At 57.1% G+C, this 14832-nt stretch carries 11 protein-coding genes; 8 read left to right on the forward strand and 3 right to left on the reverse strand.

The features are described from left to right. Positions 1-158: 158 nt before the first annotated feature. The 5 genes from greB to feoC all read left to right on the forward strand — a co-directional run bounded on the left by greB (position 159) and on the right by feoC (position 6210). Positions 159-632 (forward strand): transcription elongation factor GreB, encoded by a 474-nt coding sequence (gene greB / locus L3069_RS20975; RefSeq protein ID WP_022649631.1) that lies wholly within the window; start codon positions 159-161, stop codon positions 630-632. A gap of 87 nt (positions 633-719) precedes the next feature. Then, positions 720-3050, forward strand: a complete 2331-nt coding sequence (locus L3069_RS20980) for a Tex family protein (RefSeq protein WP_038417082.1) — start codon at positions 720-722, stop codon at positions 3048-3050. Positions 3051-3385: 335 nt separating this feature from the next. After that, a complete protein-coding gene (gene feoA / locus L3069_RS20985) occupies positions 3386-3613 on the forward strand; it encodes a ferrous iron transporter A (RefSeq protein WP_022649633.1) in 228 nt (75 codons plus the stop codon). A 30-nt stretch (positions 3614-3643) separates the two neighbouring features. After that, positions 3644-5962: a Fe(2+) transporter permease subunit FeoB gene (feoB, locus tag L3069_RS20990; RefSeq protein ID WP_022649634.1), complete on the forward strand. Its 2319-nt coding sequence runs from the start codon at positions 3644-3646 to the stop codon at positions 5960-5962. 11 nt (positions 5963-5973) lie between these two features. After that, positions 5974-6210 carry a [Fe-S]-dependent transcriptional repressor FeoC gene (gene feoC / locus L3069_RS20995; RefSeq protein ID WP_015571443.1) on the forward strand — a complete coding sequence of 79 codons (237 nt, stop codon included), beginning with the start codon at positions 5974-5976 and terminating at the stop codon, positions 6208-6210. Here the strand turns inward: feoC and bioH are convergent. Beyond that, entirely contained in the window at positions 6185-6967 is a 783-nt protein-coding gene (gene bioH / locus L3069_RS21000; protein ID WP_038416853.1) for a pimeloyl-ACP methyl ester esterase BioH, read from the reverse strand. The two genes, feoC and bioH, sit on opposite strands and share 26 nt — an antisense overlap. Positions 6968-7003: 36 nt before the next feature. Between bioH and gntX the strand changes: the two genes are divergently transcribed. The 3 genes from gntX (at position 7004) to gntT (ending at position 9943) form a co-directional block, all read left to right on the forward strand. Next, the gene (gene gntX / locus L3069_RS21005; protein ID WP_023298787.1) at positions 7004-7684 is read left to right on the forward strand and encodes a DNA utilization protein GntX; all 681 of its coding nucleotides are present in this window, start codon (positions 7004-7006) and stop codon (positions 7682-7684) included. A gap of 61 nt (positions 7685-7745) precedes the next feature. Then, the gene (nfuA, locus tag L3069_RS21010) at positions 7746-8321 is read left to right on the forward strand and encodes a Fe-S biogenesis protein NfuA (RefSeq protein ID WP_003861601.1); all 576 of its coding nucleotides are present in this window, start codon (positions 7746-7748) and stop codon (positions 8319-8321) included. 305 nt (positions 8322-8626) lie between these two features. Next, a complete protein-coding gene (gene gntT, locus L3069_RS21015; protein WP_022649637.1) occupies positions 8627-9943 on the forward strand; it encodes a gluconate transporter in 1317 nt (438 codons plus the stop codon). An 87-nt stretch (positions 9944-10030) separates the two neighbouring features. Here gntT and malQ read toward each other — a convergent pair whose 3' ends face one another. Together malQ and malP are read right to left on the reverse strand one after the other, a co-directional pair. Further along, the gene (malQ, locus tag L3069_RS21020) at positions 10031-12109 is read right to left on the reverse strand and encodes a 4-alpha-glucanotransferase (protein ID WP_038416854.1); all 2079 of its coding nucleotides are present in this window, start codon (positions 12107-12109) and stop codon (positions 10031-10033) included. A 9-nt stretch (positions 12110-12118) separates the two neighbouring features. Continuing rightward, positions 12119-14512: a maltodextrin phosphorylase gene (gene malP / locus L3069_RS21025; protein WP_038416856.1), complete on the reverse strand. Its 2394-nt coding sequence runs from the start codon at positions 14510-14512 to the stop codon at positions 12119-12121. Positions 14513-14832 lie beyond the last annotated feature (320 nt).

Here is a 14832-nt window from a genome sequence, read left to right on the forward strand (position 1 = left end):
CAAATTCTGGTATAAATTCTAGACGAAATTGTTACAAAGCATATTTAACAGCAGCTTATCTGTTCATTTCATCACATAAATCATTATTAATCTTGTCTGTTACACTGTGCGCTACGTATTGTGCGCAAAGACAGTTAACCGGCATTAAAGGCAGCACCATGAAAACGCCTCTGATCACCCGCGAAGGGTACGAGAAACTCAAAAAAGAGATGGATTACCTGTGGCGCGAAGAGCGTCCGGAAGTGACCAAAAAAGTCACCTGGGCCGCAAGTCTGGGCGACCGCAGCGAGAATGCGGACTATCAGTACAATAAAAAGCGACTGCGCGAAATCGATCGCCGGGTACGCTACCTGACGAAGTGCCTCGAGAATCTCAAAATTGTCGATTACTCCCCGCAGCAGGAAGGTAAAGTGTTTTTCGGCGCGTGGGTCGAAATTGAAAACGACAACGGCGACACCCTGCGTTTTCGTATCGTCGGCTATGATGAAATTTTCGGTCGTAAGGATTACATTTCTATCGATTCACCCATGGCCCGCGCCCTGCTGAAAAAAGAGGTGGGCGATTTAGCCGTTGTCCAGACGCCCGCGGGTGAAGCAAGCTGGTACGTCAACGAAATCGAGTATGTTAAATAGTCCGAGAGCGCCCTCCCCGGCTGGCATTTTTTGGTGTCAGCCCGTATAACTATCCCCCTGATTTTCGATCCACAAGATGAACTGACCATGATGAAAGAGTCGCTCTGCCGCATTATTGCGGGTGATATTCAGGCCAGAGCCGAACAGGTAGAAGCTGCCGTTCGTCTGCTTGATGAAGGGAACACCGTGCCGTTTATTGCACGTTATCGTAAGGAAGTCACCGGCGGTCTGGATGACACGCAGCTGCGTAACCTTGAGACCCGTCTGGGCTATCTGCGCGAGCTGGAAGACCGACGTCAGGCGATCCTCAAATCTATCGGCGAGCAGGGCAAGCTGACCAGTGACCTGGAAAAAGCCATTAACGGTACCCTGAGCAAAACCGAACTTGAAGATCTCTATCTGCCGTACAAACCGAAGCGCCGCACGCGCGGGCAGATTGCGATCGAAGCCGGCCTTGAGCCGCTGGCCGACCTGCTGTGGAACGAGCCGTCTCACGATCCGGAAACCGAAGCCGCCAGATTTATCGACGCCGAAAAAGGCGTAGCGGACACCAAAGCCGCGCTGGACGGCGCTCGCTACATTCTGATGGAGCGCTTCGCCGAAGACGCGGCGCTGCTGGCCAAAGTGCGTGATTACCTGTGGAAGAACGCCCATATCGTCTCCACCGTGGTGTCCGGCAAAGAGGACGAAGGCGCGAAATTCCGCGACTACTTCGATCACCACGAACCCATTTCTACCGCGCCGTCTCACCGTGCGCTGGCGATGTTCCGCGGTCGTAACGAAGGCGTGCTGCAACTCTCCCTGAATGCCGATCCGCAGTTTGACGAGCCGCCTAAAGAGAGCCACTGTGAGCAGATCATTATGGATCACCTCGGTCTGCGCCTGAACAACGCCCCGGCGGACAGCTGGCGCAAAGGCGTGGTGAGCTGGACCTGGCGCATCAAGGTGCTCATGCACCTCGAAACCGAGCTGATGGGCACCGTGCGCGAGCGCGCCGAAGACGAAGCGATCAACGTCTTCGCCCGTAACCTGCACGACCTGCTGATGGCTGCGCCGGCTGGCCTGCGCGCCACCATGGGTCTCGATCCGGGTCTGCGCACCGGCGTGAAGGTGGCCGTGGTTGACGGCACCGGCAAGCTGGTTGCCACCGACACCATTTACCCGCACACCGGTCAGGCAGCGAAAGCGGCTGTCGTGGTCGCCGCGCTGTGCGAGAAGTACAACGTTGAGCTGGTTGCCATCGGTAACGGTACGGCGTCCCGCGAAACCGAACGTTTCTATCTCGACGTGCAGAAGCAGTTCCCGAAAGTGACGGCGCAGAAAGTGATCGTCAGCGAAGCGGGGGCATCTGTCTATTCCGCCTCTGAGCTGGCAGCGCAGGAGTTCCCGGAACTGGACGTTTCCCTGCGCGGTGCGGTCTCTATCGCCCGTCGTTTGCAGGATCCGCTGGCGGAGCTGGTGAAAATTGACCCGAAATCCATCGGCGTGGGCCAGTATCAGCACGACGTGAGCCAGACGCAACTGGCGCGCAAGCTGGATGCGGTGGTGGAAGACTGCGTTAACGCCGTCGGCGTGGACCTGAACACCGCTTCCGTTCCGCTGCTGACCCGCGTAGCAGGCCTGACCCGTATGATGGCGCAGAATATCGTCGCCTGGCGTGATGAGAACGGTCAGTTCCAGAACCGCCAGCAGCTGCTGAAGGTGAGCCGTCTGGGGCCAAAAGCATTTGAGCAGTGCGCGGGCTTCCTGCGCATCAACCACGGCGATAACCCGCTGGATGCCTCTACCGTTCACCCGGAAGCCTATCCGGTTGTCGAGCGTATCCTGGCCGCCACCCGGCAGGCGCTGAAAGACCTGATGGGCGACAGCAGCGCGCTGCGTAACCTGAAAGCGGTGGATTTTACCGACGAACAGTTCGGCGTGCCGACGGTCACTGACATCATCAAAGAGCTGGAAAAACCGGGCCGCGATCCGCGTCCTGAGTTTAAAACCGCGACCTTTGCTGACGGCGTGGAAACCATGAACGACCTGCTGCCGGGCATGGTGCTGGAAGGGGCGGTAACCAACGTCACCAACTTTGGCGCGTTTGTGGATATCGGCGTGCATCAGGACGGTCTGGTGCATATCTCTTCCCTCGCCGACAAGTTCGTTGAAGATCCGCACACCGTGGTCAAAGCGGGCGACATCGTGAAGGTGAAAGTGCTGGAAGTGGATCTTCAGCGTAAGCGTATCGCCCTGACCATGCGTCTGGACGAGCAGCCGGGCGACACTAACGCGCGCCGTGGCGGTAATGGCGGTGGCCGTGAACAGCAGCGTCCGGCAGCGAAAGCCGCGAAGCCACGCGGACGTGACGCACAGCCAGCAGGCAACAGCGCGATGATGGATGCTCTGGCAGCGGCGATGGGTAAGAAACGCTAATCCTGTAAATGCCCCTCACCCTAACCCTCTCCCCAAAGGGGAGAGGGAACTTGAACACCTCGCCCCTTTGGGGAGAGGGCCGGGGTGAGGGGAAAAATTATATCGTAAAATATGAAACCGATTGCATATCCATATTTAAACCGCTATTTATCACTCCATTAACAAATACGCTTTTTATTCCTTCCCGGGTATTCCCGCAAATATTGAGCAAGGTCAAGCAGACCGCAAATTAATACGATTAACAACATCCCGTCACATTTTTATTATTGCTGATAAAAACTATTCTCATTATCATCGCAGTGTTGATTATTTAACCTCTCGTGGAATCAGGCGCTATGCAATTCACTCCAGAAAGTGCGTGGAAAATTATCGGTTTTACCCGTGAGATAAGCCCGGCCTATCGGCAGAAGCTACTGTCACTGGGCATGCTACCCGGCTCATCATTCCAGGTGGTGCGCGTGGCGCCGTTGGGTGATCCTGTTCATATCGAAACCCGACGCGTTAATCTGGTTCTGCGTAAAAAAGACCTCGCATTAATTGAAGTTGAATCTTTATCCCGTTAACAAGCCAGCGGTTTCAGTGAGTCTAAAACAATGAAAAAATTAACTATTGGCTTAATTGGCAATCCTAATTCCGGCAAGACAACCTTATTTAATCAGTTAACCGGCGCACGCCAGCGTGTGGGAAATTGGGCAGGCGTAACGGTTGAACGCAAAGAAGGCCAGTTCACAACGACAGATAATCAGGTCACGCTGGTTGATTTACCGGGGACCTATTCACTCACCACAATTTCATCTCAGACCTCTCTCGATGAGCAAATTGCCTGCCACTATATTCTGAGCGGCGACGCGGATCTGCTCATCAATGTGGTGGATGCCTCCAATCTCGAACGAAATCTGTACCTCACGCTACAGCTGCTGGAGCTGGGGATCCCCTGCATCGTAGCGCTTAACATGCTCGACATCGCCGAGAAGCAAAAGCTGCGCATCGACGTCGACGCCCTCTCCGCCCGTCTGGGCTGCCCGGTGGTTCCGCTGGTTTCTACCCGCGCGCGCGGCATTGACGCCCTGAAGCTGGCAATTGACCGCCACACGGGCAATGCCGACGTCGAACTGGTGCACTACGCCCAGCCGCTGCTGCGCGAGGCCGGGCAGCTGGCGCAGGAGATGGACAACGCCATGCCCGCCAGACAGCGCCTGTGGCTTGGCCTGCAAATGCTGGAAGGCGATATCTACAGCCGCGCCTACGCAGGCGATGCGGCGGATAAACTGAGCGTTGCACAGGCTCGCCTGAGCGACGAGCTCGACGACCCGGCCCTGCATATTGCGGATGCGCGCTATCAGGCCATCGCCGCTATCTGTGACGTGGTCAGTAATGCATTAACCGCTGAACCCAGCCGCTTCACCGCCGCCGTGGATAAGATTGTGCTCAACCGCTTCCTCGGTTTGCCAATCTTTTTACTGGTGATGTACGTAATGTTCCTGCTCGCTATAAACATCGGCGGTGCATTACAACCCATCTTTGATGGCGGCTCTGTCGCTATCTTCGTGCACGGTATTCAGTGGCTGGGCTACACCCTCCACTTCCCGGAATGGTTGACCATCTTCCTTGCGCAGGGGATCGGCGGCGGGATCAACACCGTCCTGCCGCTGGTACCGCAGATCGGCATGATGTACCTGTTCCTCTCCTTCCTTGAAGATTCCGGTTACATGGCACGCGCCGCCTTCGTAATGGACCGCCTGATGCAGGCGCTGGGGCTGCCGGGGAAATCCTTCGTGCCGCTGATTGTCGGTTTTGGCTGTAACGTGCCGTCAGTCATGGGCGCGCGTACGCTGGACGCACCGCGCGAACGCCTGATGACCATCATGATGGCGCCGTTCATGTCCTGCGGCGCACGTCTGGCGATCTTCGCGGTCTTTGCCGCGGCGTTCTTTGGTCAGGAAGGGGCGCTTGCCGTCTTCTCCCTGTATGTGCTGGGTATCGTGATGGCTATTCTCACCGGCCTGATGCTGAAGCACACCATCATGCGTGGCGAAGCGTCGCCGTTCGTGATGGAACTGCCGGTTTATCACGTTCCGCATCTGAAAAGCCTGATTATTCAAACCTGGCAGCGCCTGAAGGGCTTTGTTCTGCGCGCCGGTAAGGTGATTGTAGTGGTCAGCATTTTCCTGAGCGCCCTGAACAGCTTCACCCTGAGCGGCCAGGCAGCGGACAACATTAATGACTCTGCCCTTGCCTCCGTCAGCCGGATCATTACGCCGGTCTTCAAACCGATTGGCGTACAGGAAGACAACTGGCAGGCAACCGTGGGCCTGTTCACTGGCGCGATGGCAAAAGAGGTGGTTGTCGGCACCCTGAACACGCTCTACACCGCGGAAAACATCCAGGAAGAGGAGTTCAACCCAGCTGAGTTCAGCCTCGGTGACGAACTTCTGGGTGCAGTAGAAGAGACCTGGCAGAGCCTGAAAGACACCTTCAGCCTGAGCGTACTGGCGAACCCGATTGAAGCCAGCAAAGGCGACGGCGTAATGGCGACCGGAGCAATGGGCGTGATGGGCCAGAAATTTGGCAGCGCGTCGGCGGCCTACAGCTACCTGATCTTCGTCCTGCTCTACATTCCGTGCATCTCGGTCATGGGCGCCATTGCCCGTGAGTCCAGCCGCGGCTGGATGGGCTTCTCCATTCTGTGGGGGCTGAACATTGCCTACTCGCTGGCGACCGTGTTTTATCAAACCGTCAATTACAGCCAGCACCCGCGCTACAGCCTGGTCTGTATCCTCGCGGTGATCCTGTTTAACGTGATGGTGATTGGCCTGCTGCGCCGGGCGCGTAGCCGCGTTGACGTTAACCTGCTGGCAACGCGCAAAACCCCAACGACCTGCTGTAGTAGCCCTGCGGGCGACTGTCACTGAGGGGAAAAAAGATGGCATCGTTGATTCAGGTCCGTGACCTACTGGCGTTACAGGGACGAATGGAGGCGAAGCAGCTCAGCCTCAGCCTGCATACGCCGCAGCCGATGATCGATGCCATGCTGGAAAGGCTGGAGGCGATGGGGAAAGCCGTGCGAATTCAGGAAGAGCCGGACAGTTGTCTGTCCGGCAGTTGTAAAAGTTGTCCGGAAGGTAAAGCCTGCCTCAGGGAGTGGTGGACGCTTCGCTGATAAAATTGGACAGCGCCGAACAAAACTCAGCAGGATGAGAGATGAACGGCGCATGTGCCGCTTTGGCAACCACCATTGATTCACTCTCCGGCCACAGCGCATCCAGCAGCGGAACCACCTTGCGCGGGACCAGCCCATCCAGATAGCCATAAATACGCAGATGCGGCACGGTCAGTGACGCCAGCGGCTCACGCAGATCGGCCGTTTTCAGGATCTCCAGTCCACCGTTCAGCACCTCAACCTCCGGCATCGGCAGGGAAAGCACCGTCTGCTTCAGCATCCGCGCGTCCTGACGGGCGGTTTCTGTTCCCATCGTCTGCAACGCCAGGAAACGCTCCACCGTCCGCTGGAAATCTTCGCTCAACTGGTGCTGGAACCCGGCCAGCACCTCAGGTTTGATGCCCGGCCACGCCTCGCGGGCGCTGAAACAGGGTGATGAGGCAACGGTGATCAGCGCCTGCACCCGCTCAGGATGGCGCAGCGTAATCTGGCTTGCCACCAGCCCGCCCAGGCTCCAGCCGAGCCAGACGGCTTTTTGCGGCGCCGCTTCCAGAACCTGCTCCGCCATGTCCTCGAGCGTCATCGCGCCGTAGCCGTGGCTACGGCCATACCCCGGCAGATCCACCAGGTGTACCGTAAATTGCGAGGCCAGTTCCTCACTTATGCAACGCCACACTTCGGCGTTCAGTCCCCATCCGTGCAGCAGCACAAGATGACAATTTCCCGTCCCAACGGTCTGCCACCACAGCGTCTTCATCAGTTAACGTTCTCTTTTTTCACATGGAGGTTGCGTATGCTAACAGTGCCCGGCTTGTGCTGGCTATGCCGAATGCCACTTGCGCTGAGCGCGTGGGGCGTCTGTTCCGTTTGCACGGGAGCGCTGGGTTACCTGAAGGGCTGTCCACAATGCGGCTTGCCTGCCGTAAGCCAGACGCTCCCCTGTGGTCGATGCCTGAAAAAAGCGCCGCCGTGGAGCGCGCTGGTGGCGGTGGATGATTACGTTTTGCCGCTGAGTCGTCTGGTTCATCAGTTTAAGTTTTCCAGCCAGTTCGCGCTGGCGCAGCCACTGGCACGCCTGTTATTACTGGCGGTATTGCAGGCGCGAAGAACGCGCGGGCTACCGTCGGTCGACACGCTCGTGAACGTGCCACTCTTTCAGCGTCGGCACTGGCGGCGGGGATACAATCAGAGCGACCTGCTGTGCCGTCCGCTCGCCCGCTGGCTGGGTTGCCGGTACCCCGCCTCTGCGCTGAAACGTATTCATGCCACTGCCGTTCAGCACCGGCTCAACGCCCGGTCGCGCAAAAGAAACCTGAAAAACGCCTTCCGCCTTGAATTGCCGGTCAACGGTCTCCATATCGCGATTGTGGATGATGTCGTCACCACGGGCAGTACCGTGGCTGAACTTTCCCGACTGCTTTTGCAAAGCGGCGCCGCGTCAGTTCAGGTATGGTGTCTGTGCCGTACCTTGTAGCCCTTCTTCAATGGGCGTATGATTATACCCAGGTAATTTAGTCAACTATTAGGCCAAAGCTATGATCCGTATTTCCGATTCTGCACAAGCGCACTTTGCCAAACTGCTGGCAAATCAGGAAGAAGGGACGCAGATCCGCGTGTTTGTGATCAATCCAGGCACTCCGAATGCAGAATGTGGTGTCTCTTATTGTCCTCCGGATGCTGTGGAAGCAACTGACACTGCCCTTAAATTTGAACAGCTCACCGCGTACGTTGACGAGCTGAGCGCGCCGTATCTTGAAGATGCGGAGATTGATTTCGTCACCGACCAGCTGGGTTCTCAGCTGACGCTGAAGGCGCCAAACGCGAAGATGCGTAAAGTCTCTGACGATGCCCCGCTGATGGAGCGTGTGGAATATCTGCTGCAATCGCAGATCAACCCGCAGCTGGCCGGGCACGGTGGACGTGTTTCCCTGATGGAAATCACCGAAGATGGTCTGGCGATCCTGCAATTCGGCGGCGGCTGTAACGGCTGCTCCATGGTCGATGTAACCCTGAAAGAAGGGATCGAGAAGCAGCTGCTGAACGAATTCCCGGAACTGAAAGGCGTGCGCGATCTGACCGAACACCAGCGCGGCGAGCACTCTTACTACTAATTCAGTGCCCGTCTGTATTGCCCGGTGGCGCTGCGCTTACCGGGCCTGCTTTTTCTTGCCTCCCCCTCTATATGTTGACCTGCGTCTCATAATTCAAATTTTGCCTCCCTGGGTGATTCTCAATCACGCCATGTTACCCGTATCATTCCCATGGGCACTCAACACCCTTATAACAGCCGACTAAACTTATCGTTTTCGCAGGCATCAGTATGAGTGCCGTTAATACTCTGTTCCCAGTTGGGACAACCGGAATTTGTCGTTGAAACAATGACGTTACCCATAACAATTCAAAGGCCAGGTCAATCATGCCATTAGTCATCGTCGCTATCGGTGTTGTGTTATTACTGCTCTTGATGATCCGCTTCAAAATGAACGGATTTATCGCTCTGGTTCTGGTGGCACTTGCAGTCGGTCTGATGCAGGGAATGCCGCTGGTTAAAGTTATCAGCTCCATTAAAGCCGGTGTCGGCGGTACGCTCGGCAGCCTGGCGCTGATCATGGGCTTCGGCGCCATGCTCGGTAAAATGCTCGCGGACTGCGGTGGCGCGCAGCGTATTGCCACTACCCTTATCGATAAATTTGGCAAGCAGCACATCCAGTGGGCGGTGGTGTTAACCGGTTTTACCGTCGGTTTCGCACTGTTCTATGAAGTGGGCTTCGTCCTGATGCTGCCGCTGGTGTTCACCATCGCCGCTGCCGCCAACATCCCGCTGCTGTTCGTAGGCGTACCGATGGCTGCGGCGCTGTCCGTCACCCACGGCTTCCTGCCGCCGCATCCGGGTCCAACGGCTATCGCCACCATCTTCCACGCCGACATGGGTAAAACCCTGCTGTTCGGTACGATTCTGGCGATCCCAACGGTTATCCTGGCCGGTCCTGTTTATGCGCGCTTCCTGAAAGGCATTGATAAGCCCATCCCGGAAGGCCTGTACAGCGCCAAAACCTTCACAGATGCAGAGATGCCTGGCTTTGGCGTCAGCGTCTGGACCTCTCTGGTACCGGTGATCCTGATGGCAATGCGTGCCGTAGCAGAGATGGTTCTGCCGAAAGGTCACGCGTTCCTGTCCGTTGCGGAGTTCCTGGGCGACCCGGTGATGGCAACGCTGATTGCGGTCCTGATCGCCATGTTCACCTTCGGTCTTAACCGTGGTCGTTCCATGGATCAGATCAACGACACGCTGACCTCTTCCATCAAAATCATTGCCATGATGCTGCTGATCATCGGCGGTGGCGGCGCGTTTAAGCAGGTGCTGGTCGACAGCGGCGTGGATAAATACATTGCTGCCATGATGCATGAAACCAACGTATCGCCGCTCCTGATGGCATGGTCTATTGCCGCGGTGCTGCGTATCGCGCTGGGCTCTGCAACCGTTGCGGCGATTACCGCGGGTGGTATCGTTGCGCCGCTGATTGCGACCACGGGCGTAAGCCCTGAGCTGATGGTTATCGCGGTCGGTTCCGGTAGCGTGATTTTCTCCCACGTGAACGATCCGGGCTTCTGGCTGTTCAAGGAGTACTTCAACCTGACCATCGGTGAAACCATCAAGTCCTGGTCCGCGCTGGAAACCATTATTTCGGTGTGTGGCCTGGTCGGGGTGCTGCTGTTGAATATGGTGGTCTGATGCCCTAAGTCGGGTGGCGGCTACGCCTTACCCGACCTACATGAGCACGACCTGATAATAAAAAACCCGCCACTGGCGGGTTTTTTATCATTTCTTCGCGGCTGCTTTTCGCCGTTTATCCAAATCCTTAATCAGCCTGTTCACCCCGTCATCGGCGAACATCGCTTCAAGCGTAGTGGACAGCTTGCGACGCCAGTTTTTGTACTGATAGCTGGTGCCGGGAATGTTTACCGGCTCCGCCATATCAATCCAGTCTTCCGGTTGCAGACCGAGCAACGCGCTGTTGCTGTCGGCAATATAGCGCTGTAAGCCCCGGTTAAGCGTTGGCGTCATCGACATCAGCGACGCCTTATGCCCGGCGCGCTTTGGCAGACAGCCATGCTTATGCAGCGCATCCAGCAGCCCCTGTTTCGCCAGCTCGCGATCCCGATACAACCCACGCAGAACCTCTTCATCCGGGTAGAGACCCAGCGTTTTGCCGAGCGTCAGGTCGCCGCTTTCCCAGTAGCCTCTGAGCGTAGGAAGATCATGCGTCGTCGCGACTGCCATTGACTGTTCAGGGTACGCTTTCGGCGCGCGGAAGGTTTTCTCATGGTCGTTTTCAAAATAGAGCACTTTGTAGGAGTAAACCCCGCTGTCGCGGAGCTTGCTGACAATCTCAACCGGCACGGTACCGAGATCTTCGCCAATCACCATGCACTGATGACGTTTACTCTCCAGCGCGAGGATTGAGAGCAGATCGTCCACCGGATACTGCACGTACGCCCCGTGATCGGCCGTTTCACCGTACGGGATCCACCACAGACGCAGCACGGACATCACATGGTCGATACGCAACGCGCCGCAGTTCTGCATGTTAGCGCGCAGCAGATCGATAAACGGCTCGTAGGCACGCGCCGCCATCACGTGCGGATCCATCGGCGGCAAGCCCCAGTTCTGACCAAGCGGGCCCAGAATATCCGGCGGCGCACCGACGGAGGCTTTCAGACAGTAAAGTTCACGGTCACACCAGGTCTCCGCCCCGCCTTCCGCCACGCCGACGGCCAGATCGCGATACAGACCGATCGGCATGTTATAGCCCTGACTCACCTGCCAGCAGGCAGCAAACTGGCTGTACGCCAGCCACTGCAACCAGAGATAGAAGTCCACCTCGTCGGCATGCGTCTCACAAAACGCCTTCACTTCCGGGGTATCCACGGACTGATACGCTTCCGGCCACACCGGCCAGCCCCAGCGCATCTCATCCTCCTGGACCTGATACGCATGCAGCGCATCAAACGCCGCCTGCCAGTAAAGGCTCTCGCCTTCCTGCATCACAAACTGGCGGAAGGCTGCCATCTGCTCGTCGTCACGCTTCGCAAAGCCCTTCCAGGCCAGACGCAGCGCCGCCATTTTCAGCGCGGTCACGGAGGCATAATCGACCCAGTCCGCATCGCGGGCCTGTTTCAGCAGCTGTTGGGTGGTCTCAAGCTTCCACCACGCCTGCGCCTCTTTGCTGTTTTTGAAATCGTCTAACGCGTTAACGTCGATGTAGATCACGTTCAGCCAGCGGCGGGAAGACGGGCTGTACGGGCTGGCGCTTTCCGGATTCGCCGGATAGAGGGCGTGGATCGGGTTGAGGCCGATAAATGCCCCGCCGCGCTCACCAACAGATGCCAGCATCTTTTTCAGGTCGCCAAAATCGCCAATGCCCCAGTTGCTGTCTGAACGCAAGGTGTAAAGCTGCACACAGGCGCCCCACAGCTTTTTGCCTTCGAGTAGCGCCTGCGGCTCATAGCAGCGCTTCGGCGCGACGATCACCCGACAGTGGAAGCGGCTGTCATTCTGGGTGAGCGTCAGGCTGTGATAGCCCTCCGGCAGCTTCGCCGGAAGGGTGAGGGTTTTGCCGCCGGTGGCATGGCCTTTATGCTGATGCCCCTCTTCGGTGGTGAGCAGCCAGCTGAACTCGCCGCGACCTTCCACCGCCAGCGGCATCTTTTTGCCCGCGGTAAAGACCTTCACGTTCGGCACCGGCGCTCCCGACGCTTTCGCGTCGGTTTTGTGCATGGCATCCAGCAAACGTCTTTTGGTGTCCGCACCAATAGACTGTGGTTTGCCGTGCGCATTGATGTAACTGAGGCTAATTCCCGCCGCCTGCGCGGCACTGTCCAGACGTTTACTCTCCATCGCGCTTCCTTAGCGTTTTGCCTGCCAGATACGAGCCTGATAATCACGGATTGAGCGGTCAGAGCTGAACATACCGCAGCGCGCGGTGTTCAGGATACATGCGCGAGTCCAGGCATCCTGGTCACGGTACAGCACGTCGACCTGCTTCTGCGCTTCAACGTAAGCGGTAAAGTCCGCCATTACCAGGTACGGGTCGCCGCCCTGTTTGTCCATGCTGTGCAGCATCTGGTCAAACGCGTGCTTGTCGCCATCGCTGTACTTCCCGCTTTCCAGCTCTTTCAACACCGCATCCAGCACTTTGTCTTTTTTACGCCATTTCACCGGGTCATACCCTTTGGCTTTGATGGCTTTCACTTCTTCAACAGTATGGCCGAAGATAAAGATGTTCTCTTCACCGACCTTCTCGGCGATTTCAACGTTCGCACCGTCCAGCGTGCCGACGGTCAGCGCGCCGTTCAGGGCCAGCTTCATGTTGCCGGTGCCGGACGCTTCTTTACCGGCGGTAGAGATCTGCTCGGAAATATCCGCCGCCGGGATCAGCATTTCAGCCGCAGAGACGCAGTAGTCCGGCAGGAACACCACCTTCAGCTTGTCGCCCACTTTCGGATCGTTGTTGATCGCCGCCGCCACTTTATTAATGGCAAGGATAATGTTTTTCGCCAGGTAGTAGCCCGGCGCCGCTTTCGCACCGAACAGGAACACGCGCGGGACGCGGTCGGCCTGAGGGTTCTCGCGGATCTCTTTGTACAGCGCCAGAATGTGCAGCAGGTTCAGATGCTGACGTTTGTACTCGTGCAGGCGTTTGATCTGGATATCGAAAATCGCATTTGGGTTAATTTCAATTCCGGTACGCATTTTCACGAACTCGGCCAGACGTACCTTGTTCTCCAGCTTAATGGCGCGGTACTGCTCGCGGAACTTCGCGTCGTCAGCGTATTTTTCCAGGTTGATGAGCTGGTCCAGATCGTTGGCCCACTCTTTCTTCAGGGTCTTGTCCAGCAGGCCGGCCAGCAGCGGGTTGCACTGTTTGATCCAGCGACGCGGCGTAATGCCGTTGGTCACGTTGTGGAATTTGGTCGGCCACAGCTGGTGGTATTCCGGGAAGAGATCTTTCACCACCAGATCCGAGTGCAGCGCGGCCACGCCGTTCACCGCAAAGCCGCTTACCACGCACATGTTTGCCATGCGCACCTGTTTGTTGTGTACCACGGCCAGCTTCGCCCAGACGGCTTTGTCGCCCGGCCAGGTTTTCTCCACCAGCGTTTTGAACTGGTCGTTAATCTTATTGATGATCTGCATATGGCGCGGCAGCAGCGTTTTCACCAGCTTCTCATCCCAGCACTCCAGCGCTTCCGGCATCAGGGTGTGGTTGGTGTAGGCGAAGGTGCGGCTGGTGATGGCCCAGGCGTCGTCCCAGCTCAGCTGATGCTCGTCGATCAGCACGCGCAGAAGTTCCGGGATGGCAATGGTTGGGTGCGTGTCGTTGAGCTGAATAACTTCGAAGTCCGGCAGCTGCGCCAGCTTGCGGCCTGCCAGGTGGTGGCGGCGCAGAATGTCCGCGACGGAACAGGCGCACTGGAAGTATTGCTGCATCAGGCGCAGCTTTTTACCCGCCAGATGGTTGTCGTTCGGGTAGAGCACTTTGGTCAGCTTCTCGGCGTCGATCCCCTGCTGCTCGGCGCGCAGGAAATCACCGTCATTGAATTTAGTCAGGTTAAATGGATGCGCGTGCTTCGCCTGCCACAGACGCAGCGGCTGCGCCACGCCGTTACGGTAGCCGAGCACCGGCAGATCCCAGGCTTCACCGGTAATGGTGAACGCTGGTTCCCAGAGCCCCTGCTTCGTGACTTTCCCGCCAATCCCGACCTGCACATCCAGCTGTGCGTTGTGGCGGAACCACGGGTAAGTATTACGATGCCAGTCGTCCGGCGCTTCCATCTGGTGGCCGTCAGCGAACGACTGGCGGAACAGACCGTACTGGTAGTTCAGACCATAGCCAATGGCCGACTGGCCCACGGTTGCCATGGAATCCAGGAAGCAGGCTGCCAGACGTCCCAGACCGCCGTTACCCAGCGCCGGATCAATCTCTTCTTCCAGCAGATCGGTCAGGTTGATGTCGTGTTCTTTCAGCACATCGCCGACGTCCTGATACCAGCCAAGGTTCAGCAGATTGTTACCCGTCAGACGGCCAATCAGGAACTCCATCGAAATGTAGTTGACGTGACGCTGGCCTTTCACATGCTTCGTCGCGGGCTGAGCGTCCAGCTGCTCTGCGAGCGCCCCGCTCACCGCCTGCCACCACTGGTGAGGCGTCATCTCGTTTGCAGCATGAAGGCCAAAACGCTGCCACTGACGCGTCAGGGCAGCCTGGAATTGAGCTTTGTTGAAAGTAGGCTGTGACATAGGGAATCGGCATCCTGTAGAGAGAAAACACATTTGGCGCTAGTGTGCCTGGCTCATTGCGCCTCTTCCTCCTCCTGTCGGGGATTAGGCAGGGAGGAGTAGCGGGGATGAGCATAAAAGTGTGATCGAGGCCACTGTGTAAGTGTGCACTTCGCTGAAAAAGCGATCCCGGAAGAGCGTCAAAGAAATGAAATGCAGTTTCGGAGGAAATTAATCATCGCTGAAATGATTACTTACGTAGAATAATATTTCTCACGTACAGCGGCTTTCCAGCAACACTATTAAGCCAGAGCAACTTTCCCCAAAGTTAATTAACTTCA

The organism is Enterobacter cloacae complex sp. ECL411, from assembly GCF_021869665.1.
GTDB classification, from domain to species: Bacteria; Pseudomonadota; Gammaproteobacteria; order Enterobacterales; family Enterobacteriaceae; genus Enterobacter; species Enterobacter intestinihominis.

Excerpts from the sequence above, each read along its gene's own strand:
- greB (WP_022649631.1), top strand. The coding sequence starts at position 159 with ATGAAAACGCCTCTGATCACCCGCGAAGGGTACGAGAAACTCAAAAAA.
- L3069_RS20980 (WP_038417082.1), top strand. The coding sequence starts at position 720 with ATGATGAAAGAGTCGCTCTGCCGCATTATTGCGGGTGATATTCAGGCC.
- feoA (WP_022649633.1), top strand. The coding sequence starts at position 3,386 with ATGCAATTCACTCCAGAAAGTGCGTGGAAAATTATCGGTTTTACCCGT.
- feoB (WP_022649634.1), top strand. The coding sequence starts at position 3,644 with ATGAAAAAATTAACTATTGGCTTAATTGGCAATCCTAATTCCGGCAAG.
- feoC (WP_015571443.1), top strand. The coding sequence starts at position 5,974 with ATGGCATCGTTGATTCAGGTCCGTGACCTACTGGCGTTACAGGGACGA.
- bioH (WP_038416853.1), bottom strand. The coding sequence starts at position 6,967 with ATGAAGACGCTGTGGTGGCAGACCGTTGGGACGGGAAATTGTCATCTT.
- gntX (WP_023298787.1), top strand. The coding sequence starts at position 7,004 with ATGCTAACAGTGCCCGGCTTGTGCTGGCTATGCCGAATGCCACTTGCG.
- nfuA (WP_003861601.1), top strand. The coding sequence starts at position 7,746 with ATGATCCGTATTTCCGATTCTGCACAAGCGCACTTTGCCAAACTGCTG.
- gntT (WP_022649637.1), top strand. The coding sequence starts at position 8,627 with ATGCCATTAGTCATCGTCGCTATCGGTGTTGTGTTATTACTGCTCTTG.
- malQ (WP_038416854.1), bottom strand. The coding sequence starts at position 12,109 with ATGGAGAGTAAACGTCTGGACAGTGCCGCGCAGGCGGCGGGAATTAGC.
- malP (WP_038416856.1), bottom strand. The coding sequence starts at position 14,512 with ATGTCACAGCCTACTTTCAACAAAGCTCAATTCCAGGCTGCCCTGACG.